We start from the raw sequence: 25,705 nt of genomic DNA on the forward strand, positions 1-25,705 counted from the left end.
AGCTGGAGCAGACGGTGACCAGCCAGCGCGAGGAAGCGGCGCAAAGCATCGAGATACGGCATTACCTGTGTGACCACCTGGGAACGCCCCATGCACTGATCCGGGAAGACACCCGGGTGGAGTGGGCGGTGCAACTGGATGCCTGGGGCAATGTGCGGGTGGAGCATAACCCCGGGAATTTGTACCAGCCGATCAGGCTACCGGGGCAGCATGCGGATGGAGATACGGGGCTTTATTACAACCGGTATCGGTATTATGATTCATGGTTAGGAGTTTATATAAATAAGGATCCGATTGGCCTGAGCAGCGGTCCAAACACATATAACTACTCATTGAATAACCCCATTGAGGTTTATGACCCTACAGGACTAATTCCACCATTGATCGTCATCGCGTATTTAACAGCCATTGGAGCTGGAACTGGTGGAGCGGCAAGTTACATAAAACAGAAATTTATAGATAAAAAGTGCAACGTTAATCAAAAAGATATTATTAATGGAATTTTATGGGGAGCAGCTGGAGGCGCGGCAATGCCATTTGTCGGTGCAAGTGTCATAGGTGCCATGGGGGTAGGCGGTGTGGCGGGAGTCGGTCAGTATGTCAGCGGTGGAATCATTAATAATGAATCCATAAATATGCAAAGCGCAATTATTAACGGAGCAATGGGTGCCGCTGGCGGTTCTGTGGGAGGAACATTTATAAATAAAATGCCTTGGAATCCACCAAAAGGATGGATGGGGGTCAGACCGTATGATGACCAACCAATGCCTCAGCTAGTTTTTGATGCGGCTCTAAAGGACACATTACGTTCAAATTTATCAGCAAAGTCGATTGGCCAAGGTGCTGCTGGAGCGCAACTAGGCAATCAAACTGAACTACCTTGCCTCACATGCGAGTTTAAATGTGAATAAACATAGATATCAAGTTGATCTCATCACGGAACTCCTTTGGCCTAATAACATCACAGGCATAGTAATTTTCCTAATAGGATCATTTTCAACACTTCTCCTGTTAAATTTTTCTTTTAGAGAATTGAATTATCATAGAAAAATTTATCACTGGAATTCAAATAGCGCTTATATACAAAAACTGGCAATCGATAAGAATATCTTAGAAATTCAGTATAACTACGTGGTAGATGGCGCAGATTATACAAACTCTAAAATAAACTCAAAAATGCTTAATAAAGCTGAAATTGACTCCAAACAAGCATTAGAATTAATAGCGCAAAAAAAATACAAAAAAATAATTGAAATAAGATTCAACCCCAAAAATCCCAAAGAATCAGTTTACATATTAGATCCCAATGAGATTTATTACAGTCTATTCATCGCACTATTTTCTATTTTCTCAGCATCAGTCCATGGAATATTGTTAATTAGGAAATTTAAAAACATCATCTACAGGCAAAAATTACGCTCATGACATGTGACTTATATCCCAAAAAAATTACATCCAAACTGGGTATGCATGTAACAATCCACCGACTTCAGAAATAACATCAGCGGCTATTTGAGAAATCCAACAAGCCATCGAGAAATAGGTAGCAGCAACTTCACATACAACCTATTCTGCCATCTTGTCAAATGACTTAAATTTACCAGCAGGAACGCTTCGATTCTCTCAATAAACCAATATGGCGGGAGGCGACAAAATGAAAATCTATGCAATATTTATCAATTTAATAGCATGCTTTTTCATATATTTGCACATTCCTGAATTTAGAGAAAGAATAATTGGAGCAATTTTTCTTACCATGATGCAATTTTGCTTACTTTATGAGCACGGCTACAAAATCTTCCTCAAAAAAGGTTACAAAAAAATATTTATGATTTTCTATTGCCTGCCTTTTGCACTAACATTCGTAATAATCACCTATTGCATATCAAGTATTTGATTTGAATAGAAGTATTTTTAGACTTTAGAGTTAAATACTATCTATAAATAAATGAAAATTTTGAACACTGATCGCATCATGGCAATGCGAACTGGAGTCTGCGAAGTGAAAATTTTCCTAGTGTTAATTTTCTATTCTTCTCGTCATATGGTTCTTTGAATATTTATAGCCACCAATACAATATTGCTGGTAACATTTTTCAAGTTGTGATGCTGCTTTGTATAATATGTGAGCATGATTTTAAGATTTATTATAAAAATGAAAAGAAAAATATTTATGATTTTTATGTTTTCCCATGCATTTTAGTTTTCTGTATATTCATTCGAAATGATTTGCGAAGCTTATATTGAAAAGTCTACTAAAATTTAGATTTTTTGCAATTGCGAGTTGTAGTGCTAATGAATGCCTGTGAATAATCTTATCTGCTCGTTGTTCTATTGATGTATTGGATATTTATTTGTTAAATGGGAATGTCTGTTGGGGTTTTCTTAATTGTATTTGGTTTGACATTATTCTTTGGTATTTTTATTGACATTTTGGATATAGAAAGTAACTTAATTTGAATCATTTTTGCTATTGTAATGCAAATGTGCTTGGTTTATGAGCATGGATGCAAAATCTTCTTCAAAGAAGGCAGTGGAAAAATATTTGTGACTCTCTATTGCCTTCCGTTTTTATTTAATTTCGTTATAATTTTTCATAAGCGGTCAGCAATCAATAAGCGGCTCAAAAATTCGAGATCCGCCACGACCTCCGTGGTCACCGGCAAGCGACATTGAGCAGAAGGGGGGGCGAGTGGAATACATCCTGAGTGAGCTGTACCAGCAGAGTTAGCTGGCCTGGGCAGACCAAGGGTGGCTGCGCTGATCCCTTGATGCAATGCGAGGGCTGCGATGACGGCGTTGCGCCTCGTTCACCGCGTCTTCGCCTATAGTGCGGACACCAGCCACTCCGCCAGCGACCATGCCCCTGCTCGACAGCCAACACGCCGATGAACTCAGCGCCTTGCTGGCGGTGTTTGATGCCGGCTCGTTTGTTGCAGCGGCCGCGCAGCTGCAGCGCCACCCGACGGTGCTGTCGCGCCGGCTGAGCGCGCTGGAGGCGCGGCTGGGGATTCGGTTGCTGGAGCGGTCCACGCGCCAGCTGCGGTTTACCAGCGAGGGCCAGCATTTTGTAGCCCAGGTGCGCGAGGCCCTGGCCTTGCTGGACCAGGCCCAGCGCCAGGCCAGCGAGGCCGCCGCCGTTGTGCGCGGATCGCTGCGGCTGTCGCTACCGGCCAGCATGGGGCGGCGCTGGCTCAGCCCCATGGTGGCGGGGTTTGCCAAAGCCCATCCGCAGGTGGTGCTGGATGTGGAGTATGCCGAGCGCTTTGTGGACATCATCGGCGAGCGTTTTGATGCGGCGATCCGCATCGGCTCGCTGGCCGACAGCAGCCTGGTGGCGACCCGGCTGTGTGACCACCGGCGCCTGGTCTGTGCCGCGCCCAGCTACCTGGCCGCGCAAGGCTGGCCGCGAACGCCGCAGGACCTGGCCAGCCACCGCTGCCTGGGCTTTACCGGGCTGCGCAGCTACCCGCAGTGGCAGTTCTCGCGCGTGGGGGAATCCTGCACGGTCAGCATCCGCGCCAGCATGGTGAGCAATGACAACGAGGCCTTGCTGGTGGCCGCGCGCCAAGGGCTGGGCATCATGGCGGGTGGCGACTGGTTGCTGGGCCCCGAGGTGGCAGCGGGCCATCTGCAGGAGGTGCTGCCGCAGTGGCAGCTGCAGGCCGATGCCGGCATCTACCTGGTGCGGCCTTCCAGCCAGTGGCGCAGTGCCGCATCCAGCGCCTGGCGCGACTGGGTGATGGCGCATTTTGCGCAGGGCGCGCCCTGGCGCCAGCCAGAAGGCGCTGCTTGAGGAAGAGTCAGGCCAGCGCGTGGGCGGCGGCAATGCCGCTGCGCACGGCGCCTTCCAGGGTCGCGGGGTAGGGCCCGTCGATATAGTCGCCGCAGGCCAGCAGGCCGGGTGCAATGGCCATGCCGGGGCGCTGCAGGGCAGGCGTAGAGGCAAAGGTGGCGCGCTTTTCCACAATGGTTTTGAGGGGCAGCAAGGCCAGGCCCAGCTGGGCCTGCGCCTGGGCGATGACCTGCTGCTCGATCTCGGCGCGGTCGCCCTCGCTAGTACTGATGACAAAAGCCAAGAGGCCCGCCGGATCGCCCAGCTGGGCGCGGTCAAACACAAACTGCGCGGGCTGCTGGGGGCTGCTCTCCAGCGCCAGCCAGGGCGCGGCCAGGCTGTGGCCTTGGGCGTTGGGGGCCGGGTTCCAGGCGTAGACGGTGGCAATGGCGGTGTGTGCCAGGCGCTGGGCGTCGTCCGCCCAGGCCTGCGCCTCTGCCTGCTCGGGCGCTGATGAATCTGCAAAGGCCGCTTGCACCAGACGCGCGGCCTCCCATGCCGGGCAGGCCAGCAGCACCTGGTCATAGCGCTGTCCGTTCACCCGCCAGCCGGACTCGGACCTGGCCAGCTGCTGCACCCGCCCGCTCAGGTGGCAGTCGTGGCCCCGGGCTTGCAGCCAGCTGGCGGCGGCATCGGGGAAGAGCCGGCCCAGATCCACCAGCGGCAGCCAGAAATGCGAGCCTTTGTGGGTGGCAAACAGGCTGTCTTGCAGCACGCGCAGAAAGACCTGGCCGCTGGCCTGGTGCAGGGGCGTGTTCAGCGCCGAGATGCACAGCGGGTCAAAAAACTCCGCCAGCAGGCGCTGGGGCAGACCGGCGCAGAGATCGGCCACGCTGGCCTGCGGTGCGCAGCGAAAACCCTGGCGTTGCCAGGCGGCAGCGCGGCGCAGCAGTTGCAGGCGTTCGACCAGTGACCAGCCCCTGGCCGTGGCAATGCCGATCAGCGCATCCCAGGGCGGCGCAGTATCGGGAAACTGAATGCCCCGGCCATCGGGGTAGCGCATGGCCAGTGGCCGCTTGATAAAGGACGCATCGGTGCTGACGCCCACGCGCTCCATCAGCGCGCGGCAGGCGGTGTAGGCGCCAATCAGAATGTGCTGGCCGTTGTCAACCGTGATCTCATCGCCGCCGGGCAAGGCCAAGGCCAGGCCGCGCGCGCGGCCGCCCCAGTGGGCGGAGGATTCCCAGACCGTGACCTGGTGGGCACTGACTGCGGCGAGCTCAACGGCGGCGGCCATGCCAGCCCAGCCGCCGCCGATCACGGCGATACGTTGGCTGCTGGCCACGTTACATGCGGCCCAGTGCTTGCATGCGCCAGGCCAGCCAGAGCTTGCGCAGAGGGGTCAGGCTCACGCGCTGGTGCAGCACCTGGAACTTGTCCTGCTCGATCTCGCGCAGCAAGGTGCGGTAGATGCTGGCCATCATCAGGCCGGGCTTCTGGGCGCGGTAATCGGCCTGCGGCAGCAGGGCCAGCGCCTCGTCATAGAGCTGGTGGGCGCGCTGGGCCTGAAAGCGCATCAGCGCCTCGAAGCGCTCCGAGTACTTGCGGTTGAGAATCTCATGCGCCTTGACATCGAACTGCTGGAGCTCATTGACGGGCAGGTAGATGCGGCCGCGCATCGCGTCCTCGCCCACATCGCGGATGATGTTGGTGAGCTGGAACGCCAGGCCCAGCTTGTGGGCGTACTGCGTGGTTTGCGGGCTGGTCTGGCCAAAGATGCGGGCCGCCACCTCGCCCACCACGCCTGCCACCAGATGGCAGTAGCGCTGCAGGCCGGGAAAATCCAGATAGCGGGTCTGCTCCAGGTCCATCTGACAGCCCTCGATCACCGCCAGCAGGTGCTCGGCCTGGATGGAAAAGGCGCTGGCATGGGGCATCAGCGCCTGCATCACCGGGTGGCTGGGCTGGCCGGCAAAGCTCTTGCGCACTTCGCTCTGCCACCAGGCCAGCTTGGTGGCCGCCACGCCCGGGTCGCTCACCTCGTCGACGACATCGTCGACCTCTCTGCAAAAGGCGTAGAAGGCGGTGATCGCTGCACGCCGGTCTTTAGGCAGGAAGAGAAAGGCATAGTAAAAGCTGCTGCCTGAGGCTGCGGCCTTGTTTTGAACATACTGCTGGGGCGTGGTCATAAGCGCCGTATTGTCCCATGGGCCGGAGGCCCGGGAGGGATTACCCCAGCGACAGAGATGCAAGTCATCACGGCGCCTTGCCAGGCTCCTCTGCATGACCGCGCAAACCGGGCTGCACTGCCACGATGGCGGGGGTGAGCGCTTGCACAGCTTTGTTGACAATGCCTGCTGGGGTGACTGGGGCTGCTGATCAAAGGAAAAAATATAAATAAATTCAAAGATCTTTGGTGTTATGGCATGCAGGCGTCGGTCGACGGGAGGGCGTATCGAAGTCTTTTGTTGCAATAGTTGTTGGGTATTGACATGTCGCCCTCCATATAATCGCGGTCGCCATTGAGCACAAGGGGAGATACATGCCGCCCGGGCACCAGGACCAAAGCCAACAACAAGTCCGGGTTTCCACACTGACGGCGGCATGTGCGGAGGGACGCTGCAGGCACCACGATTGACGGGGTGCCTGTGGCGGATCTTTCTGTCGTGGATCTAGCGGGTACGGGCTGAACACCATTGAGGGGTTCAGCCCGTTTTCCTTCTGGGCCTCTGAGCCATCGCGTGACGGGCCGCTTGCATAATGCTGCCATGCGCATACTCCTGGTAGAAGATGATCAGATGATTGGCGAAGTGGTGCTCGATGCACTGCGTGCCGAATCCTGGGCGGTCGATTGGGTCAAAGACGGGGCGATGGCGCAGACGGCGCTGGCGACGGCCGGCTACGACCTGGTGCTGCTGGACCTGGGCCTGCCCAAGGTGGATGGACTGCAGGTGCTGCGCGAGATGCGCGCGCGCCAGGTCCGCATTCCGGTGCTGGTGGCCACGGCGCGCGATGCCATTGCCGAGCGGGTGGCGGGGCTCGACGCCGGTGCCGACGACTACATCATCAAACCCTATGACCTCGATGAGCTGCTGGCGCGTATCCGGGCGCTGCTGCGCCGTGCCAGCGGCCGGGCCGAACCCGAGTACTGCTGGGGCCAGGTGCGCCTGGTGCCCGCCTCGCGCGAGGCCTTTGTGGCCGGCCAGCCGGTGCAGCTGTCGGCCCGTGAGTGGGCGGTGCTCGAGCCCTTGATCGCCCGGCCCGGCCGCGTGCTCTCGCGTGCGCAGCTGGAAGAAAAGCTCTACTCCTGGCGCGATGACATCAGCAGCAATGCGGTTGAAGTCTACATCCACGGCGTGCGCAAAAAGCTGGGCGCCGATCTGATCCAGAATGTGCGCGGCCTGGGCTACCTGGTGCCGGTCGAGTCGCTGCCAAGCGGGGTGGCACCTTGAGCCATGCGCTGTGGGCCGGGCGGCCTTTTTCGCTGCGCGCGCGGCTCATCTGGGCGCTGCTGGCTGTGGTGGTGGTGGCCGCGGGCTTGCAGGCTGTCAGCATCTACCGCACGGCGCGGGCGGAGACCGAGGCGCTGTTCGATGTGCAGATGCAGCGCATTGCGCTGGCGCTGTCGGCCGGCTTGGCCTCCGAAGTTGCGTCTGATGCGCTGGCCGATCCGCAGGCCAAGGCCCAGGACATGATCGTGCAGATCTGGCGCGCCGACGGCATCATGCTCTACCGCTCCAGCAACTCGCGCTTGCTGCCCCAGGTCGCCGTGCTGGGTTTCAGCGATGCGCGGGCGCACGGCGTGGCCTTTCGCATCTATGCGCTGCAGACGCCGACCCAGGTGATCCAGGTGGCGCAAGAGGCGGCATCGCGCGGCCAGATGGCCGGCAATGTGGCCCTGCGCTCCATCGTGCCGGTGCTGCTGCTGGCCCCGCTGATCATGCTGGTGGTGTGGTGGGTGGTGGCCCATGCCCTGGCGCCGTTGGCGCGTACCCGCGAGCAGCTGGCGGCGCGCCAGGCCGATGATTTGTCTCCGCTGGCCGATGCCGATCTGCCGTTGGAAGTGCAGCCCCTGGTGCAGGAGATGAACCTGCTGCTGGCGCGCTTGCAGGCGGCCTTTGATGCGCTGCAGCGCTTTGTCGGCGACGCCGCCCATGAGCTGCGTACACCGCTGGCGGCGCTGCGGCTGCAGGTGCAGGGCCTGGCCCGCGCGCCCGATGATGCCGCGCGGCGCGTGGCCAGCGAGCGGGTGATGGCCGGCATTGACCGGGCCACGCGCATGGTCGAGCAGCTGCTGCACCTGGCGCGGCAGGAGGCCGGGCAGATGCAGGCAGCGCCTGCGCAGCCGGTTGCGGTGGCTGCGCTGTGCGAGATGGCGGTCGATGAGCTGCAGCCGCTGGCCCAGCAGGCCGGCTTGACCTTGCAGCACCAGTTGGACGAGACCCTGGAGCCCGTGCAGGGCCAGGCCGATGCGCTCGGACTGCTGCTGCGCAATCTGCTGGAAAACGCGCTGCGCTACACCCCCGCAGGTGGCCAGGTACTGTGCCGCTGGTACGCCGATGCCGAAGGCCAGCGTGTGCTCAGCGTTGAAGACAGCGGGCCCGGTATCGCCCCCGAAGAGCGCGAGCGGGTGCTGGACCGCTTCTACCGCGTGCCCGGCACCACTGCGCATGGCAGCGGGCTGGGGCTGGCCATTGTCAGCGCGGTGGCACGCCAGCATGCGGCCGAGTTGCTGCTGGATGCATCTCCCAGCTTGGGTGGCCTGCGCGTGCGGGTGATTTTCTGAGCCCACACGGCGCAAACTGATTCGTTGTAAATATCAGCTTATTCAATCTGCGAACTTCTAGGGTTAGCAGGGGGAGGGGGCTGTCGGTACCTAGGGGATAAAGGAGCGCACAAGAACCTTTAGGAGACCGGCATGAACCCATGGAGCATCGCGCTCAGTGCAGCGCTGTTGGGGGTGTGGGGCGCTGCAGCGCAGGCCCAGTCCAAGGCTTTTCCGCAGCAGCCCATCAAGCTGGTGGTGGGTTACTCACCGGGCGGCTCGGTCGATATCGTGGCGCGGCAGTACGGGCAAAAGCTCTCCGAGCTGCTAGGCCAGAGCGTGATTGTCGAGAACAAGGCGGGCGCCAGCGGCACCCTGGCCGCCCATGCGGTCAAAAACGCGGCGCCCAATGGCTACACCCTGTACTTTGTCGCCAGCCCCACGATCAGCATCACGCCGGCGGTGACCAGCACCAGCTTTGACCCGGTGGCCGATTTTTCGCCGGTCGGCTCGGTCGTCAAGTACACCAATGTGCTGCTGGTGGGCGCGCAGTCGCCGTTCAAGTCGCTGCAGGAGCTGCTGGCCTTTGGCAAGGACCATCCCGGCCAGCTGACGTATGCCTCGGCGGGCAATGGCTCGTCCAACCACCTCTCGGGTGTGCTGCTGGCCAAGTACGCGGGCATCACGATGACGCATGTGCCCTTCAAGGGCAATGCGCCGGCGATGGCCGAGCTGATGGCCAACCGCGTCTCCATCCTGTTTGACCTGAACACGACGGCGGTCACGCAAGTGCAGGGCGGCAGCGTGCGCGCGCTGGCACTGACATCGCCGCAGCGCAACCCGCAGCTGCCCCAGACGCCGACGATGGCCGAGTCCGGCTACCCCGACTTCAATTTCGAGGGCTGGATTGGCCTCTTGGCACCGGCCAAGACCGCGCCCGAGGTGGTTGAGGCGCTGGCCCAGGCCAACCAGAAAATCCTGGCCGATGCCCGCTTTGTCGCCGACATGGAGCGCTCGGGCTATGCGATCGACCCGGTCAGCACCGCTGATCTGAAAAAACGCATTGCCAGTGACTACGCCTTCTTCAAGCCATTGGCCCCGGACGTTCAGGCCAGCCAGTAACGCCACCATGTCCCACACCTTCAATATCGGCGACCTGGTCGCCCAGTTCCTGCACGCCATCGATACCGAGCTAGTCTTTGGCATCATCTCCGTGCACAACATCCCCATCATGGACGGCATCGCGCGCCAGGGCGGCATCCGTGTGGTAATGACGCGCGGCGAGATGGGCGCGTCGCATATGGCCGATGGCTATGCCCGGCGCAGCGGCAAGCTGGGCGTGCTGGTCTCCAGCACCGGGCCGGGCGCGGCCAATACCGTGTCGGGCTTGCTGGAGGCCTCGTTTGCCTCCAGCCCGCTTTTGCATATCACCGGCCAGGTGCCGCGCAAGTTTCTGGGGCGCGACACCGGCGCCACCCACAATGTGCGCGACCAGCTGGGCATGCTGCAATCGGTCTGCAAGGCCAGCTACCGCATTGAGCGGGCCGAAGACGCGCTGCGCATCTTGCAGCAGGCAGCCAGCGAGGCGCTGACGGCGCCGATGGGGCCGGTCAGCATCGAGATTCCGATCGATGTGCAAAAGCAGCCTATGCCGCAGGCCGATGCGGGCACAAGCCTGGCGCTGCCGCCCCTGCCCGCGCGCCCCCGGGCCAGCGATGCCGACATTGCGCAGCTGGCCGAGCGCGTGCGGGCTGCGCGGCGGCCCATGCTCTGGGTGGGGCGCGGCGCCATCGATGGCGGCGCAGCGCTGCAGCAGCTGCTGTACAGGGGCTTTGGCATGGCATCGAGCTGGGCCGGGCGCGGCATCGTGCCCGAGGACCACCCTTGCAATCTGGGCGGCCTCAACGGCACCGGCGCGCCGGAGGTGATTGACTTCTACAAGACCGTGGATCTGATGCTCGTGGTGGGCTCGCGGCTGCGCGGCCAGGAGACCGTGGACCAAAGCCTGGCCTTGCCCGGCCTGCGGGTGCAGATCGACCTGGACCCCGCCGCCGAAGGGCGCAGCTATGACTGCGCGCAGTTTGTCTGTGGCGATGCCCGCGATGTGCTCGAACGCCTGGTGGTGGCGCTGGGCAATTACCAGGCCGAGCCCGGCTACCGCGCGCAATTTGCCGGTATGAAGCAGCGCGCGCGCCAGGCCTTTGCCGCCACGCTGGGGCCCTATGCCGGCTTTGCCGAGCAGCTCAGAAGCCAGCTGCCGCGCAATGCCGTCTGGGCCCGTGATATCACCGTGGCCAACTCGACCTGGGGCAACCGTTTGTTCGAGGTCTATGGCCCCCGCGATGCCATGCACCCGGTGGGCGCCGGCATTGGCCAGGGCCTGCCGCTGGGAATCGGCGCGGCCTTTGCCGCTGAAGGTGCCAAGACCGTGGTGCTGAGCGGCGATGCCGGCTTCATGATGAATGTCTGCGAGCTCTGGACCGCGATGCAGGAGCGGCTGGACATGCTGTTCATCGTCATGAATGACGCCGGCTACGGCGTCATCAAGCACATGCAGGATGCGAACTTTGGCGGCCGGCGCGTCTATGGCGATCTGGCACCGCCGGACTTCGCGCTGCTGGCCCAGTCGGCCGGCATCGCCTACCGCAAGCTCAGCCAGGCCCATGGCTTGGCAGAGGCGGTGGCGCAGCTGGCGAGCCAACCCGGGCTGGCATTGCTGGAGGTCGATATGCTGGCCATTGGCGAGGCACCGCCGTATTTCCCCTACCAAAAGTCTTGAGGCCGAAAGTGATGCGCGTCTAAGTTTCCTCTAAGTCTGGGCAGGCACATTAGCTCCATCGGCCTCATGCAAGTGGTATTCAGGAGTACAAAATGTCTGTTCCTTCTTTTCAACTCGGTTCGCGCAAACTGGTAGCTGCCTTGCTGACGGCAGGGGTGTTGGGCGGCGTGGGTGCCTCTGCGCTGCAGCATGTGCAGTGGAGCGCCCATGCCCAGGGCGCGCCTGCGGTCATGGCGCAAGCGGCGCCGGCTTCCGCGCCCATGGTGAGCCTGCCCAATTTCAGCGCCATCACCCAGCAGGCCGGGCCTGCAGTGGTCAATATCAGTGTGCGCGGCACGCGCAAGGTCTCGGACGATGAGGACGACGGTGACGATGCCGATGCCGCACCCTCGGCCAACCGGGGCCAGCAGATCGACCCCAATGACCCGATGCTGCAGTTCTTCCGCCAGTTCGGCTTTGGCGTGCCCCAGCAAGGCATGCCGCGCGGCTTTGGCCGCCAGGTGCCGCAAGAGGTGCCGATGGCCGGCGAGGGCTCGGGCTTTATCATCAGCCCCGATGGCACGATCCTGACCAATGCCCACGTGGTCAAGGGCGCCAAGACGGTGACGGTCAAGCTCACCGACCGGCGCGAGTTCAAGGCCAAGGTGCTGGGCTCGGACCCCAAGACCGATATCGCGGTCATCAAGATCGATGCCAAGGATTTGCCGGTCGCCAAGATCGGTGACTCCAAGGCCATCCAGCAAGGCGAATGGGTGCTGGCCATTGGCTCGCCCTTTGGCTTCGAGAACTCGGTGACCGCCGGTGTCGTCAGTGCCAAGGGCCGCGCGCTGCCCGATGACAGCTCGGTGCCCTTCATCCAGACCGATGTGGCGATCAACCCCGGCAATTCCGGCGGGCCCCTGATCAATGCGCGGGGCGAGGTGGTCGGCATCAACTCGCAGATCTACAGCAAGAGCGGCGGCTACCAGGGCCTGTCCTTTGCGATCCCGATCGACCTGGCGGTCAACATCAAGGACCAGATCGTCTCGCACGGCAAGGTCGACCATGCGCGCCTGGGTGTCGTGATCCAGGAGGTCAACCAGGCCTTTGCCGATTCCTTCAAGCTGCCCAAGCCCGAAGGCGCCCTGGTGGCCAGTGTGGAAAAAGGCGGCCCTGCCGACAAGGCCGGCCTGCAACCCGGCGACGTGATCACCGGCTACAACGGCCAGGCGATTGTCTCGTCCAACGACCTGCCTGCGGCCATTGCCACAGCGCGCCCCGGCAGCCAAGCCGAACTGCAGGTCTGGCGCGGTGGCAAGGCCACGACCTTGCAAGCCACCCTGGGCGGCAATGTCAGCAAGGGCGAGCAGGTGGCCGGCAATGAGAAGGTCGGCAAGGGCAAGCTGGGCCTGGCGCTGCGCGAGCTGACGCCCCAGGAAAAGCAGGCCAGCGGCAGCCAGCAGGGCTTGATCGTCGAGCAAGCGGCCGGGCCTGCGGCGCTCGCCGGCGTGCAGCCCGGTGACGTGGTGCTGTCTGTCAATGGGACGGCGGTGAAAGGGATTGAGGATCTGCGTAAGCAGGTCGCCCAGTCCGACAAGTCGGTGGCGCTGCTGATCGAGCGCAATGGCCAGAAGATTTTTGTGCCGGTGCAGCTGGGTTAAGAAAGTCTAGACCATGTCAAACACATTCCCCACTTGGGCAAAGGATGGCTGAGCACTGAGCCGCCTGGCCGCAAGGCCCGTAAACACTCTCCTCGGGGGTTCCCATAACCCCTTTAGGCCGGATCGCAGGATTCGGCCTTTTTTTTGCGGGCGGAAAGCGGCTCACATGCGCCAGGCGCGCCACAGCATCAGCGGTACATCGCCCTTGCCAATGGTGCGGCGCTGCCACAGGCTCTGGCCTTGCAGGGCTTCCACCTTATCGAGAATACGCAAACCCCCTTGCACCACCAGGCGCAGCTCCCAGCCGGCGCGGCCGGGCACGCGGTGCACCAGCGGCGCGCCTTCTTCCATCAGGCGGCGCGCCCAGGCGGCTTGCTGCATCACCAGCTGGCGCAGCGCCGGGCTGTCCTGGCGCTGTTGCATCGCGGCCGTGGTGATACCGGCGGCCTGGCAGTCGGCATCATTGAGGTAGTAGCGGCCGCGCGGAATATCCACGCTCAAGTCCTGCCAGAAGTTAATCAGCTGCAGCGCGCTGCAGATGGCATCGCTCTGGGCGAGGGACGGGGCATCGTTCACGCCATACAGATGCAGCAGCAAGCGGCCCACTGGGTTGGCCGAGCGGCGGCAGTAGTCGAGCAGCTCGCTGCGGTCGGCATAGCGCGCGCCTTGGGCGGTCTTGTCGATGTCCTGCATAAAGGCACTGATCAAATCATCGAGCAGCGCCACCGGCAGCTGCCACTGCACGATGGCTGCCTGCAGCGGCGCAAACACGGCCTGCCAGCGCTCCTGCGGCGGTTTGCCCTGGGCGATATGGGCGAGCGCATCGCGGTAGGCCTGCAGCTCGGCCAGGCGGGCGGGGGCATCGGCGTCGCCCTCGTCGGCAATGTCATCGGCCGTGCGCGCAAAGTGGTAGATGGCGGCAATGGGCGGGCGCAGCGCCGGTGGGCACAGCCAGGAGGCCACCGGAAAATTCTCGTAGTGGGTGACGGGCGTGGCCACGGCCGGCGTTGACGAGCCGATAGGCGCAGAAGGGGAGGGCGTGGAATCTTTCACAGCGCCGATGCTAGCGCATCCCACTGGGTGTGGCTGCCAAGCATTGACAGCCGGGAGCGAACTGTCTAGATTAGTGACCGTTTGGTCATTAAGGGCCTTCGGCACAGCGCGCGTCCGGGTGTTGTGCTGAGGGTCCTTGGTGCGTTCCCCTCTTTTTCATCTGCCGGGCCAGGGCCATCTTGGCCTTACCGCCCGCATGCACACCATGTTCCTACCTCTTCGAGCGCCCAGTGCGCGTGCCGCAGTGCTGCTGCTGTCCATCGCCACCTTGGCGGCCTGTTCACGCCAGGAATCCCCGCCCGAGCCGATCCGGGCGGTCAAGCTGCAAACGGTGGGCGCGGCGCCGCTGCAGGCGCAGACGGCGTTTGCCGGTGATATCCGCGCCCGCACCGAGGCGCAGCTGGGCTTTCGGGTGGCCGGCAAGGTGCTGAGCCGCAACGTGGAGCTGGGCCAGGCCATCAAGCCCGGGCAGTTGCTGGCGCAGTTGGATGGCGCCGATTACGCGCTGGCCGCGCAAGGCGCGCAGGCCCAGGTGCAGGCAGCGACCACGCAGCGTGACTTGGAAGCGGCGAACTACCGCCGCTTCAAGGAGCTGCGCGACAAGAATTTCATCAGCGCCGCGGAGATGGAGCGCCATGCGGCAGCGCTGAAATCGGCCCAGGCCCAGCTCGACCAGGCCAAGGCCAATGCGGCCAGCCAAAGCAACCAGACGGCCTACACCCGCCTGGTGTCCGATGTGGCGGGCGTCGTGACCGCCGTGAATGTGGAGCCCGGCCAGGTCGTATCGGCCGGCACCCCGGTGCTGCGTGTGGCCAAGGATGGCGCGCGCGATGCCGTGTTTGCCGTGCCCGAGGACCGCATTGCCCAGCTCAAGCCCGGCCAGCCGGTGCAGGTCAAGGTCTGGCCCGAGGAGCAGTTGCTGGGCGCCCATATCCGCGAAGTGGCCGCCAGCGCCGATGCTGCCACGCGCACCTACCAAGTCAAGGCCTCGCTGGATGCGGCGCCCAATGATGTGCTGCCCAAGCTGGGCGCCACCGTGACCGTGCTGCCGCCCGAGCGCCCTGCCGGTGCCGACAAGGCGAGCGAGGTGATCAAGCTGCCTTTGTCGGCGCTGTGGGACAAGGCCGGCAGCAGCCAGGTCTGGGTGTTTGACCCGGTCAGCTCCACCGTGCAGCCCCAGGCAGTGGCTGTGGCGCGCATGGACGGCAATGACGCCGTGATCCAAAGCGGTCTGCAGGCGGGGCAGCAGGTGGTGATTGCCGGCGTGCATGTGCTCAATGCCGGCCAGAAGGTGACGGTGTTCCAGTCCAAGTACGCCGCTGCAGCGCCTTCGCAAACCCAGGCCGATGCACCGGTGGTGAATGCGCCCGCCGCGGCAGATGCTGCGGCGCCTGCACCTGCATCCAAGCAATAAGAGGTGGCCATGCAAACACCTCAGAACAAGCCGCAAGGCGCTGGCACGCCGCCATCCTCGGCCCCGGAGCCCGATGGCGAGAAGCACGGCAGCAGCAAGGGCTTCAACCTCTCGCGCTGGGCACTGCAGCATGTGCCGCTGACGCGCTACCTGCTCATCATGCTGCTGGTGCTGGGCATCGGCGCCTATTTTCAGCTGGGCCAGGATGAAGACCCGCCGTTCACCTTCCGCGCGATGGTGGTCTCGGCCGCATGGCCAGGCGCCACGGCCCAGCAGATGGCCGAGCAGGTGACTGACAAGGTCGAGCGCACCTTGCAGGATGTGCCCAATGCCGACAAGATCGTCAGCTACTCCAAGCCCGGCGAGATGCTGGTCATCCTGAACCTGCGCGAAGACACGCGCCCGCAGGATGTGCCGCAGACCTGGCTGGCCGTGCGCAAAAAGGTGGGCGATATGCGCGCCAGCTTGCCCCAGGGTGTGCTCGGCCCCTTCTACAACGATGACTTTGGCGATGTCTACGGCGTGATCTATGCGCTGCAGGGCGAGGGCTATAGCTACGCCGAACTCAAGGAATATGCCGACAGCGTGCGCCAGAGCCTGCTGCGGGTGAAGGATGTCGCCAAGGTCGAACTCTTTGGCGTGCAGGACGAGAAGCTCTATATCGAGATCTCGCGCAGCAAGCTGGCCCAACTGGGGCTGGACATGAACCAGGTCATTGCCCAGCTCGGCCAGCAAAATGCGGTGCAAAGCGGTGGCGAGGTGCAGGCCGGCGCCGACCGGGTGCAGGTCGAGGTGACGGGCGAGTTCCGCCAGCTCGACGACGTCAAGGCCATGCCGATCCGGGGGCCCAACGGCAACCAGCTCAAGCTGGGCGATATCGCCGATATCTACCGCAGCTACCTGGACCCGGCCAAGACCAAGGTGCATTTCCAGGGCCAGCCCACGGTGGCCTTGGGTATCTCGATGCGCAAGGGTGGCGATGTGATCGCACTGGGCAAGCACCTGCATGAGGCGGTGGACAAGATTGTGCCCACCTTGCCGGCCGGCCTGAGCCTGGAGAACGTGCAGGACCAGCCCAAGGCCGTGTCCACCTCGGTCAACGAGTTTGTGCGCGTGCTGATCGAGGCGGTGGTGATTGTGCTGGCCGTGAGCTTTGTGAGCCTGGGCATGCACATCCGCAAGGGCAAGGACCCGCTGTGGCGCCGCATCACTCTGGATCCACGCCCGGGGCTGGTGGTGGGTATCACCATTCCGCTGGTGCTTTGCGCCACCTTTTTGGCGATGTGGTACTGGGGCATTGGCCTGCACAAGGTGTCGCTGGGCTCGCTGATCATTGCGCTGGGCCTCTTGGTGGACGACGCCATCATTGCGGTCGAGATGATGGTGCGCAAGATGGAAGAGGGCTATGACAAGCTGAGCGCGGCCACCGCCGCCTATGACATCACTGCCAAGCCGATGCTGACGGGCACCTTGATCACGGCGGCGGGCTTCATGCCGATTGGTATCGCCAAGTCCACCACTGGTGAGTACACCTTTGCGATCTTTGCGGTGACGGTGATTGCGCTGGTCATCAGCTGGGTGGCTTCGGTCTACTTTGTACCCTACCTGGGCACGGTGTTCCTCAAGAAGCCCAAGCATGCGCCCCAAGAGGAGGGCGGGGAGCATGCGATGTTCGACACTCCCTTCTACAACCGCTTCCGCCGCACCGTCTCCTGGTGCGTGGAGCACCGCTGGCTGACGATTGGCGCCACGGTGCTGGTGTTTGCGCTGGGCCTGTTTGGCATGAGCCGGGTCCAGCAGCAGTTCTTCCCCGATTCCAACCGCACCGAGATCCTGATGGATGTCTGGCTGCCCGAGGGCTCGAGCATGGCCGCCAATGAAGAGGTAACGCGGCGCATCGAGCAGCGCATGCAGGCGCAGGACGGCATCGAGTCCGTCACCTCCTGGATCGGCTCGGGCGTGCCGCGCTTTTACCTGCCGCTGGACCAGATCTTCCCGCAGTCCAATGTGTCGCAGCTGATCCTGTTGCCCCACAACCTGGCCGACCGCGACAGCCTGATGAAGCGGCTGCCGACCTTGCTGGCCCAGGAGTTCCCGGAAGTGCGGGCCCGCGTCAAGCTGCTGCCCAGCGGCCCGCCGGTGCCTTACCCGGTGCAGTTCCGCGTGATGGGCCAGGACCCCCAACTGCTGCGCACGCTGGCGAGCGAAGTGCGTGCCAAGCTGGAGGCATCGCCCGATATGCGCGGCGTCAACGACAACTGGAACGAGTCCATCAAGGTGCTGCGCCTGGAGGTGGACCAGAGCAAGGCGCGTGCGCTGGGCGTGAGCAACCAGAGCATTGCCCAGGCCACGCGCACCCAGCTGTCGGGCAACACCATCGGCCAGTTCCGCGAAGGCGACAAGCTGATCGACATGGTGCTGCGCCAGCCGGTTGACGAGCGCCAGGCCGTGACCGACGTGGGCAATGCCTATGTGGCCTCGAGCAGCGGCCAGGCCATCTTGCTGTCGCAGATTGCCAAGCCCAGCTTTGTCTGGGAGCCAGGCATTCTCTGGCGCCAGGGCCGGGAGTATGCGATCACCGTACAAGGCGATGTGGCTGCCGGCCTGCAAGGCCCGACGGTGACGCAAAAGCTCTGGCCCGATCTGCAAAAGCTGCAGCAGGGCTGGGCCGACAAGGGCCTGAACCAGTACCGCATCGAGATTGCCGGTGCGGTGGAGGAGAGCGCCAAGGGCTCGGACTCGATCATGGCAGGCATGCCGATCATGGTGTTCATTGTCTTTACCCTGTTGATGCTGCAGCTGCACAGCTTCAGCCGCTCGGTGCTGGTCTATATCACCGGCTTCCTGGGCATCGCGGGCGTGACGGCGGCCTTGCTGCTGCTGAACCGGCCCTTTGGCTTTGTCGCCTTGCTGGGCGTGATCGCACTGATGGGCATGATCCAGCGCAACTCGGTGATCCTGATCGACCAGATCGAGGCCAACCATGCGGCGGGCCTCTCGACCTGGGATGCGATTGTCGAGGCCGCCACCCACCGGCTGCGCCCAATTGCACTGACCGCCGCTGCTGCCGTGCTGGCGATGATTCCGCTGTCGCGCAGCATCTTCTGGGGGCCGATGGCTGTGGCCATCATGGGCGGCCTGGTCGTTGCCACGGTGCTGACCTTGCTGGCGCTGCCGGCGATGTATGCGGCCTGGTTCCGCGTGAAGAAGGAGCACAGCGAGGTGCCACTGTCGGCGGCGGTTTGAGCGGCCTGCGATGCCAGGCCATGGCGCGGGCAGTTTTTGCCCCGGTTTGCCCAAGGCGCCAATGGCTTGCATTAGAATCTTGGATTGACCTAAAACAGGCGGGTTGGCTCACAAGCTGGCTGCAGCCGCAACCGCGCGGGTGGCGAAATTGGTAGACGCACCAGGTTTAGGTCCTGACGCCAGCAATGGTGTGGGGGTTCGAGTCCCCCCCCGCGCACCAAAATTTAATAGCAGAAGGTATAAGCGCCGTCTGCTTTTTTGCTGAATATGAGCCGAATTTCCCGCAGGAGATTCGGCTTTTTTCTTGGTGATTTGCATTGGCGGCTGCCCGCATCCGGGTTCTGACCCTGCAGCAAGACGGTATTGGCAGCCAAGAAAAGAGCTGGCTTTATATATAATGTTCGGTTTCGGTCGATGGCGCCTTGCGCTGCACCGCTTTCGTGACAACGCTGGTTTTTGCCGCGTCACGCCAGGTGTTGCTTGCTACTGAATGCGCTGTCATCGTTTGATTTTTGGGTGTGCTGGGCTTAGGGCCAGTCGCCTATCTACTGGGACCCCAGGTTGTAAAACGGTGCCAATCCCCGTTGATGCCATCCCCGATGTGACACGGACAGTCCTCGCATCGGACGCAAGCTTTGCCGCTTGCAGGCTGGCTTGAATGGCGTTTGCACACCGTGGCCGGAAGGGTTCGTGCCTAACTAGGATTAACCATGGCAGTGAATGTTGAAACCCTTGAAAAGCTCGAGCGCAAAATTTCGCTGAGCTTGCCTCTCGCATCCGTGCAAACCGAAGTGGACAGCCGCCTCAAGCGCTTGGCCCGCACCGTGAAGATGGACGGCTTCCGTCCAGGCAAGGTGCCGATGAACGTGGTGGCACAGCGCTATGGCTATTCCGTGCAGTACGAAGTGCTCAACGAGAAGGTCGGCGAGGCTTTTGCCAAGGCCGCCAACGAAGCCGAGCTGCGCGTGGCCGGTCAGCCCAAGATCACTGAGAAAGAAGGCGCACCTGAGGGTGAGCTGGCATTTGACGCCGTGTTCGAAGTGTTCCCCGAAGTCAAGATCGGTGACCTGGCTTCCGCCGAAGTCGAGAAGCTGGCTGCCGACGTGGACGACGCTGCCATCGAAAAGACCATCGACATCCTGCGCAAGCAGCGTCGCACCTTCGCCCAGCGCCCAGCCGACACGGCTGCCGTGGATGGCGACCGCGTGACCGTGGACTTCGAAGGCAAGATCGACGGCGAACCCTTCGCTGGCGGCAAGGCTGAAGCCTTCCAGTTCCTGATCGGCGAAGGCCAGATGCTCAAGGAATTCGAAGACGCCGTGCGCGGCATGAAGACCGGCGAATCCAAGACTTTCCCCCTGGCATTCCCAGAGGACTACCACGGCAAGGAAGTGGCTGGCAAGACCGCCGACTTCCTGGTGACCGTCAAGAAGGTGGAAGCGGCCAACCTGCCCGAAGTGAACGAAGCACTGGCCAAGTCCCTGGGCATTGCTGACGGCTCCGTCGAAGGCCTGCGCGCTGACATCAAGAAGAACCTGGAGCGTGAAGTCAAGTTCCGCGTTCAGTCGCGCAACAAGCAAGCCGTGATGGAAGCCCTGGTTTCCAAGGCTGAGCTGGACCTGCCCAAGGCCAGCATCGACGCCGAAGTCGGCCGTCTGCTCGAAGGCGCCCGTGAAGAGCTGAAGCAACGCGGCATCAAGGACGCTGACAAGGCGGAAATCCCTGCTGACGTGTTCCTGCCCCAAGCCGAGCGCCGCGTGCGCCTGGGCCTGGTGGTGGCCGAGCTGGTCAAGGCCAACAAGCTGGAAGCCACGCCTGAGCAAATCAAGGCCCACATCGACGAGCTGGCATCGAGCTACGAGAAGCCAGAAGACGTCGTGCGTTGGTACTTTGGTGACCGCCAGCGTCTGGCCGAAGTCGAAGCCGTTGTGATCGAAAACAACGTGACCGAATTCGTGCTGGGCAAGGCCAAGGTCAGCGACAAGACCGTGTCCTTCGACGAACTGATGGGTCAACAAGGCTGATAGCCAGGTGCGCTGGGCGGCCATGGCCGCCAGCGCTTGCCAGCCAAAATCAGGGGCTTGTGCTTTTGGGCGCAGGCCCCATTTTATTGGGGTACAGTTAGCGCAGTCACAGTGCATTGACGCTAGCTTCCACCAATCCTGAACGGAGATGTAATGAGCGCACAAGATATTCAGAACTTGGGTTTGATCCCGATGGTGATCGAGCAATCGGGCCGTGGTGAGCGCTCGTTTGACATTTACTCGCGCCTGCTCAAGGACCGCGTGATTTTTCTGGTCGGTGAAGTCAATGACCAGACCGCCAACCTGGTGGTGGCCCAGTTGCTGTTCCTGGAAAGCGAAAACCCCGACAAGGAGATTTCGCTCTACATCAACTCGCCTGGCGGCAGCGTGACGGCCGGCATGGCCATCTATGACACGATGCAGTTCATCAAGCCGCAGGTCTCGACCATGTGCCTGGGCTTTGCTGCCAGCATGGGCGCTTTCCTGCTGGCCGCTGGCGAGAAGGGCAAGCGCTACTCGCTGCCCAACTCCAAGATCATGATCCACCAGGTGCTGGGCGGCGCCCGTGGCCAGGCCACGGACATCGAAATCCATGCCCGCGACATCATCCGCACCAAGGAGCAGATGAACCGCATCCTGGCAGACCGCACCGGCCAGCCTTATGACAAGGTCAAGGCCGATACCGAGCGCGACTACTTCATGACGGCACCAGAAGCCCAGGAGTACGGTTTGGTCGATACTGTGGTAGAAAAGCGCCCATAAGTAGGCTTTTCCGGTGAAGCGGCCGCAACCCTACCGGTTGAGGCCGCTTTGTAGTTGGTTATCATTGTTTCCACATAGATTCGATTGAAGGCATTGCCCCCATGGCCGAGAAAAAAGGCTCATCCAGCGAAAAAACCCTGTACTGCTCCTTCTGCGGCAAGAGCCAGCACGAGGTGAAGAAACTCATTGCCGGACCGTCCGTGTTCATCTGCGATGAGTGCATCAACCTCTGCAATGACATCGTGCGCGACGAAGTGGCAGCAGAAGGCAAGGAGGGCGAGAAGGCCAAGGGCAATGATCTGCCGACACCGGCCGAGATCAAGGCCACCCTGGACAACTATGTCATCGGTCAGGATCCCGCCAAACGCACCCTGGCCGTGGCGGTGTACAACCACTACAAGCGCCTGGCGCACAAGGACAAGGCTGGTAAGGACGATGTGGAGCTGGCCAAGAGCAATATCTTGCTGATCGGCCCCACCGGCTCAGGCAAGACCTTGCTCGCCCAGACGCTGGCCCGCCAGCTGAACGTGCCCTTCGTGATGGCTGATGCCACCACGTTGACGGAAGCGGGCTATGTCGGCGAGGACGTCGAGAACATCGTGCAAAAGCTGCTGCAAAGCTGCAACTACGATGTCGAGCGGGCCCAGCGCGGCATTGTCTACATCGACGAAATCGACAAGATCACCCGCAAGGCGGACAACCCCTCGATCACCCGCGACGTGTCGGGCGAAGGCGTGCAGCAGGCGCTGCTCAAGCTGATCGAAGGCACGATGGCCTCGATCCCGCCCCAGGGCGGCCGCAAGCACCCGAACCAGGATTTCCTGCAGGTCGACACGACCAATATCCTGTTCATCTGCGGCGGCGCCTTTGCCGGGCTCGAGAAGGTCATCGAGAACCGCTCCGAGGCCTCGGGCATCGGTTTTGGTGCCACCGTCAAGAGCAAGCAGCAGCGCTCCATCTCCGAGGCTTTCCGCGACATCGAGCCCGAAGACCTGATCAAGTTCGGCATCATCCCCGAGCTGGTGGGGCGTCTGCCGGTGGTCACCGCGCTGGCCGAGCTGTCGGAAGACGCGCTGGTGCAGATCCTGACCCAGCCCAAGAATGCGCTGGTCAAGCAGTACAACAAGCTGCTGGGCATGGAAGGCGTGGAGCTGGAAGTGCGCCCGGATGCCTTGACCGCCATTGCCAAGAAGGCGCTGGCCCGCAAGACCGGCGCCCGGGGGCTGCGCTCGATACTGGAGCAGTCGCTGATGACGACCATGTTTGACCTGCCCACCACCGACAACGTGGCCAAGGTCGTGGTCGAAGAGGCGACGATCAACGAAGGCAAGCCGCCCCTCCTGGTGTACCGGGAAGCGGCGAAAAAGGCCTGACAGGCTGCGATGGCAGAGACCGCTGGGGCTCTGCCATCGGTGTTTTACGAGGACCGCTTGGCGCCGCCGGGCTGTGTCCCATGGGCTTGAGGGTGCATTTGCTGGCCTGCACCCGCCCTGGCCCCTGGTTTTTCATGGCCAAGGGTTGAAATATCGCTTTTACGAATCATCTTCGTACAAGTTTCAAAAGGATTTTCATGTCCGACAACCAAACCCAATCCTCCCACCCCCTGGAATTGCCCATGCTCCCGCTGCGGGACGTGGTCGTTTTTCCGCACATGGTGATCCCGCTGTTCGTCGGCCGCCCCAAGAGCATCAAGGCGCTGGAGACGGCGATGGAAGGCGACCGCAAGATCATGCTGGTGGCCCAGAAGACGGCCGCCAAGGACGATCCGACGGTCAACGACATGTTCAGCGTCGGCTGCGTCTCGACCATCCTGCAGATGCTCAAGCTGCCCGATGGCACCGTCAAGGTGCTGGTCGAAGGCGTGCAGCGTGCCCAGGTGCAGGAAATCGCCGAAGGCGAGGACTACTTCACCGCGCAGATCGTGCCCGTGGAGCCCGGCGACAGCGCCGACAAGGCCAGCGAGATCGAGGCGCTGCGCCGCGCTGTGATGCAGCAGTTTGACCAGTACGTCAAGCTCAACAAGAAGATCCCATCCGAGATCCTGACCTCCATCTCCGGCATCGATGACGCAGGCCGCCTGGCCGACACCATCGCTGCCCACCTGCCGCTCAAGCTGGAGAACAAGCAGGCCGTGCTGGAGCTGCAAAAGGTGCAGGACCGCCTGGAAAACCTCTACGACCAGCTCGAGCGCGAAGTCGACATCCTCAATGTCGACAAGAAGATCCGTGGCCGCGTCAAAAAGCAGATGGAAAAGAGCCAGCGCGACTTCTACCTGAACGAGCAGGTCAAGGCCATCCAGAAGGAGCTGGGCGAGGGCGAAGACGGCGCCGACCTGGAAGACCTGGAAAAGAAGATCAAGCTGGCCAAGATGACGCAGGATGCGCGCAAGAAGGCCGAGGGCGAGCTCAAGAAGCTCAAGCTGATGTCGCCGATGTCGGCCGAAGCCTCGGTGGTGCGCAACTACATCGAAACGCTGGTGAACCTGCCCTGGGGCAAGAAGACCAAGGTCAAGAAGGACCTGGTCGTCGCCGAGGATGTGCTCAACGAAGACCACTACGGCCTCGACAAGGTCAAGGACCGCATTCTTGAGTACCTCGCGGTGCAGCAGCGCGTGGACAAGGTCAAGGCACCCATCCTGTGCCTGGTCGGCCCGCCTGGCGTAGGCAAGACCTCGCTGGGCCAGTCGATCGCCAAGGCCACCGGGCGCAAGTATGTGCGCATGGCGCTGGGCGGCATGCGTGACGAGGCCGAGATCCGCGGTCACCGCCGTACCTACATCGGCGCGATGCCGGGCAAGGTGCTGCAGAACCTGTCCAAGGTCGGCACGCGCAATCCGCTGTTCCTGCTCGACGAAATCGACAAGCTGGGCATGGACTTCCGGGGCGACCCATCCAGCGCCTTGCTGGAGGTGCTCGACCCCGAGCAGAACAGCAAGTTTGGCGACCACTATGTGGAAGTTGACTTCGACCTCAGCGATGTGATGTTTGTGGCGACCTCGAACTCGATGAACATCCCGCCCGCCTTGCTGGACCGGATGGAAGTGATCCGCCTGGCCGGTTACACCGAGGACGAGAAGACCAATATCGCGATGCGCTACCTGCTGCCCAAGCAGATCGAGAACAACGGCGTCAAGGCCGGCGAGCTCGAACTGCGCGAGGACGCCGTGCGCGACATCGTGCGCTACTACACCCGCGAAGCCGGTGTGCGTTCGCTCGAACGTGAGCTGTCCAAGATCTGCCGCAAGGTGGTCAAGAACATCCAGCTGGGCAAGGCGCAGGCACCGGTGCAGGTCACAGCAGACAACCTGCCTGACTACCTGGGTGTGCGCAAGTTCAGCTACGGCCATGCCGAGCAGAAGAACCAGGTCGGCCAGGTCGTGGGCCTGGCCTGGACCGAGGTGGGCGGCGATCTGCTGACCATCGAAGCGGCTGCCATGCCCGGCAAGGGCGTCATCAACCGCACCGGCTCGCTGGGCGATGTGATGAAGGAATCGGTCGAAGCAGCCCGCACCGTGGTGCGCAGCCGGGCCCGTTCACTGGGTATCCGCGACGACGTGTTCGAGAAGCGCGACATCCACATCCACGTGCCCGATGGCGCCACCCCCAAGGATGGCCCCAGTGCTGGTGCTGCGATGACGACCGCGCTGGTGTCGGTGCTGACGGGCATCCCCGTGCGTGCCGATGTGGCGATGACCGGCGAGATAACCTTGCGCGGTGAAGTCACCGCCATCGGTGGCTTGAAGGAAAAGCTGCTCGCTGCGCTGCGCGGCGGTATCAAGACCGTGATGATCCCGGAAGAGAATGTCAAGGACCTGGCCGAGATCCCCGACAACGTCAAGAGCGGTCTGGAGATCGTGCCGGTGCGCTGGATCGACAAGGTGCTGGAAGTGGCGCTGGAAGTCAAACCCACGCCCTTGAGCGACAGCGATACGCCTGCCGCCGAGCCGGTGCCCGTGGTGCCTGCCGTGGCTGTGGCGGCGACTGCCGCCAAGGCGGCACCTGCGCGCCGCTCGCGTGCCGTCAAGCACTGATCGGCTGCTGGTCAGCACGGAAAACCGGCCCGTCATCAAAAACGGGCCGGTTTGCCAAAAAGACCAAAAAATATGCGTTACAATGCATACCATCGCGGAGCCCGGTATATAATAGCGGACTTCCGGTAAAGCGGATATGCGGGAATAGCTCAGTTGGTAGAGCGATACCTTGCCAAGGTATAGGTCGACGGTTCGAACCCGTTTTCCCGCTCCAGTA

17 protein-coding genes and 2 tRNA genes are annotated in these 25,705 nt (G+C 61.6%); 16 read left to right on the forward strand and 3 right to left on the reverse strand.

Annotated features, from left to right (window positions below; all coding sequences use genetic code 11):
- The 3 genes from WH367_RS21795 to WH367_RS21805 form a co-directional block, all read left to right on the forward strand.
- Positions 1-911: RHS repeat-associated core domain-containing protein (locus WH367_RS21795; RefSeq protein ID WP_339537646.1), on the forward strand; the 911-nt coding region annotated here is incomplete at its 5' end.
- On the forward strand, positions 904-1,425 hold the full coding sequence (locus WH367_RS21800; RefSeq protein WP_339537647.1) for a hypothetical protein: 522 nt from the start codon (positions 904-906) through the stop codon (positions 1,423-1,425). The genes WH367_RS21795 and WH367_RS21800, both read left to right, overlap by 8 nt.
- Positions 1,426-2,860: 1,435 nt before the next feature.
- Positions 2,861-3,796, forward strand: coding sequence for a LysR family transcriptional regulator (locus tag WH367_RS21805; protein WP_339537648.1), 936 nt, complete (start codon positions 2,861-2,863; stop codon positions 3,794-3,796).
- 7 nt (positions 3,797-3,803) lie between these two features.
- Here the strand turns inward: WH367_RS21805 and hpnE are convergent, their stop codons facing one another.
- Positions 3,804-5,120 (reverse strand): hydroxysqualene dehydroxylase HpnE, encoded by a 1,317-nt coding sequence (hpnE, locus tag WH367_RS21810; protein ID WP_339537649.1) that lies wholly within the window; start codon positions 5,118-5,120, stop codon positions 3,804-3,806.
- Between the two features lies 1 nt (position 5,121).
- Complete coding sequence (hpnD, locus tag WH367_RS21815; RefSeq protein WP_021027453.1) at positions 5,122-5,964, reverse strand: presqualene diphosphate synthase HpnD; 843 nt, start codon at positions 5,962-5,964, stop codon at positions 5,122-5,124.
- Positions 5,965-6,543: 579 nt separating this feature from the next.
- On the opposite strand from hpnD, the gene WH367_RS21820 reads away from it, so the two are divergent.
- From WH367_RS21820 to WH367_RS21840, 5 genes are all read left to right on the forward strand, one after another.
- Entirely contained in the window at positions 6,544-7,227 is a 684-nt protein-coding gene (locus tag WH367_RS21820; RefSeq protein WP_021027451.1) for a response regulator, read from the forward strand.
- Entirely contained in the window at positions 7,224-8,561 is a 1,338-nt protein-coding gene (locus WH367_RS21825) for an ATP-binding protein (RefSeq protein WP_339537650.1), read from the forward strand. Before WH367_RS21820 ends, WH367_RS21825 begins: the two co-directional genes overlap by 4 nt.
- Positions 8,562-8,693: 132 nt before the next feature.
- The gene (locus WH367_RS21830) at positions 8,694-9,662 is read left to right on the forward strand and encodes a Bug family tripartite tricarboxylate transporter substrate binding protein (protein ID WP_339537651.1); all 969 of its coding nucleotides are present in this window, start codon (positions 8,694-8,696) and stop codon (positions 9,660-9,662) included.
- Positions 9,663-9,669: 7 nt separating this feature from the next.
- Positions 9,670-11,319: a thiamine pyrophosphate-binding protein gene (locus WH367_RS21835; protein WP_339537652.1), complete on the forward strand. Its 1,650-nt coding sequence runs from the start codon at positions 9,670-9,672 to the stop codon at positions 11,317-11,319.
- Between the two features lie 92 nt (positions 11,320-11,411).
- Positions 11,412-12,959 carry a DegQ family serine endoprotease gene (locus WH367_RS21840; RefSeq protein ID WP_339537653.1) on the forward strand — a complete coding sequence of 516 codons (1,548 nt, stop codon included), beginning with the start codon at positions 11,412-11,414 and terminating at the stop codon, positions 12,957-12,959.
- 162 nt (positions 12,960-13,121) lie between these two features.
- Here WH367_RS21840 and hpnC read toward each other — a convergent pair whose 3' ends face one another.
- Positions 13,122-14,012 carry a squalene synthase HpnC gene (hpnC, locus tag WH367_RS21845; protein WP_445228145.1) on the reverse strand — a complete coding sequence of 297 codons (891 nt, stop codon included), beginning with the start codon at positions 14,010-14,012 and terminating at the stop codon, positions 13,122-13,124.
- Positions 14,013-14,217: 205 nt separating this feature from the next.
- Here hpnC and WH367_RS21850 point away from each other — a divergent pair, with 205 nt between their 5' ends.
- The 8 genes from WH367_RS21850 to WH367_RS21885 all read left to right on the forward strand — a co-directional run bounded on the left by WH367_RS21850 (position 14,218) and on the right by WH367_RS21885 (position 25,702).
- Positions 14,218-15,426 carry an efflux RND transporter periplasmic adaptor subunit gene (locus WH367_RS21850; RefSeq protein ID WP_339537654.1) on the forward strand — a complete coding sequence of 403 codons (1,209 nt, stop codon included), beginning with the start codon at positions 14,218-14,220 and terminating at the stop codon, positions 15,424-15,426.
- Positions 15,427-15,435: 9 nt separating this feature from the next.
- On the forward strand, positions 15,436-18,672 hold the full coding sequence (locus tag WH367_RS21855; protein ID WP_339537655.1) for an efflux RND transporter permease subunit: 3,237 nt from the start codon (positions 15,436-15,438) through the stop codon (positions 18,670-18,672).
- A 133-nt stretch (positions 18,673-18,805) separates the two neighbouring features.
- Positions 18,806-18,892, forward strand: a tRNA-Leu gene (locus tag WH367_RS21860).
- Between the two features lie 490 nt (positions 18,893-19,382).
- Complete coding sequence (gene tig / locus WH367_RS21865; RefSeq protein WP_339537656.1) at positions 19,383-20,696, forward strand: trigger factor; 1,314 nt, start codon at positions 19,383-19,385, stop codon at positions 20,694-20,696.
- A 153-nt stretch (positions 20,697-20,849) separates the two neighbouring features.
- Positions 20,850-21,458, forward strand: a complete 609-nt coding sequence (clpP, locus tag WH367_RS21870) for an ATP-dependent Clp endopeptidase proteolytic subunit ClpP (protein WP_021027443.1) — start codon at positions 20,850-20,852, stop codon at positions 21,456-21,458.
- A gap of 101 nt (positions 21,459-21,559) precedes the next feature.
- Positions 21,560-22,831, forward strand: coding sequence for an ATP-dependent Clp protease ATP-binding subunit ClpX (gene clpX / locus WH367_RS21875; protein ID WP_021027442.1), 1,272 nt, complete (start codon positions 21,560-21,562; stop codon positions 22,829-22,831).
- 197 nt (positions 22,832-23,028) lie between these two features.
- Entirely contained in the window at positions 23,029-25,488 is a 2,460-nt protein-coding gene (gene lon, locus WH367_RS21880; protein ID WP_312987512.1) for an endopeptidase La, read from the forward strand.
- Positions 25,489-25,626: 138 nt separating this feature from the next.
- A tRNA-Gly gene (locus WH367_RS21885) sits at positions 25,627-25,702 on the forward strand.
- Positions 25,703-25,705: the final 3 nt, after the last annotated feature.

The organism is Comamonas sp. MYb21 (genome assembly GCF_037479395.1).
Taxonomy (GTDB): domain Bacteria; phylum Pseudomonadota; class Gammaproteobacteria; order Burkholderiales; family Burkholderiaceae_C; genus Comamonas.

Coding starts and splice junctions, on each gene's coding strand:
- WH367_RS21805 (WP_339537648.1), top strand. CDS start 2,861: ATGCCCCTGCTCGACAGCCAACACGCCGATGAACTCAGCGCCTTGCTG.
- hpnD (WP_021027453.1), bottom strand. CDS start 5,964: ATGACCACGCCCCAGCAGTATGTTCAAAACAAGGCCGCAGCCTCAGGC.
- WH367_RS21820 (WP_021027451.1), top strand. CDS start 6,544: ATGCGCATACTCCTGGTAGAAGATGATCAGATGATTGGCGAAGTGGTG.
- WH367_RS21830 (WP_339537651.1), top strand. CDS start 8,694: ATGAACCCATGGAGCATCGCGCTCAGTGCAGCGCTGTTGGGGGTGTGG.
- WH367_RS21835 (WP_339537652.1), top strand. CDS start 9,670: ATGTCCCACACCTTCAATATCGGCGACCTGGTCGCCCAGTTCCTGCAC.
- WH367_RS21840 (WP_339537653.1), top strand. CDS start 11,412: ATGTCTGTTCCTTCTTTTCAACTCGGTTCGCGCAAACTGGTAGCTGCC.
- WH367_RS21850 (WP_339537654.1), top strand. CDS start 14,218: ATGTTCCTACCTCTTCGAGCGCCCAGTGCGCGTGCCGCAGTGCTGCTG.
- WH367_RS21855 (WP_339537655.1), top strand. CDS start 15,436: ATGCAAACACCTCAGAACAAGCCGCAAGGCGCTGGCACGCCGCCATCC.
- tig (WP_339537656.1), top strand. CDS start 19,383: ATGGCAGTGAATGTTGAAACCCTTGAAAAGCTCGAGCGCAAAATTTCG.
- clpP (WP_021027443.1), top strand. CDS start 20,850: ATGAGCGCACAAGATATTCAGAACTTGGGTTTGATCCCGATGGTGATC.
- clpX (WP_021027442.1), top strand. CDS start 21,560: ATGGCCGAGAAAAAAGGCTCATCCAGCGAAAAAACCCTGTACTGCTCC.
- lon (WP_312987512.1), top strand. CDS start 23,029: ATGTCCGACAACCAAACCCAATCCTCCCACCCCCTGGAATTGCCCATG.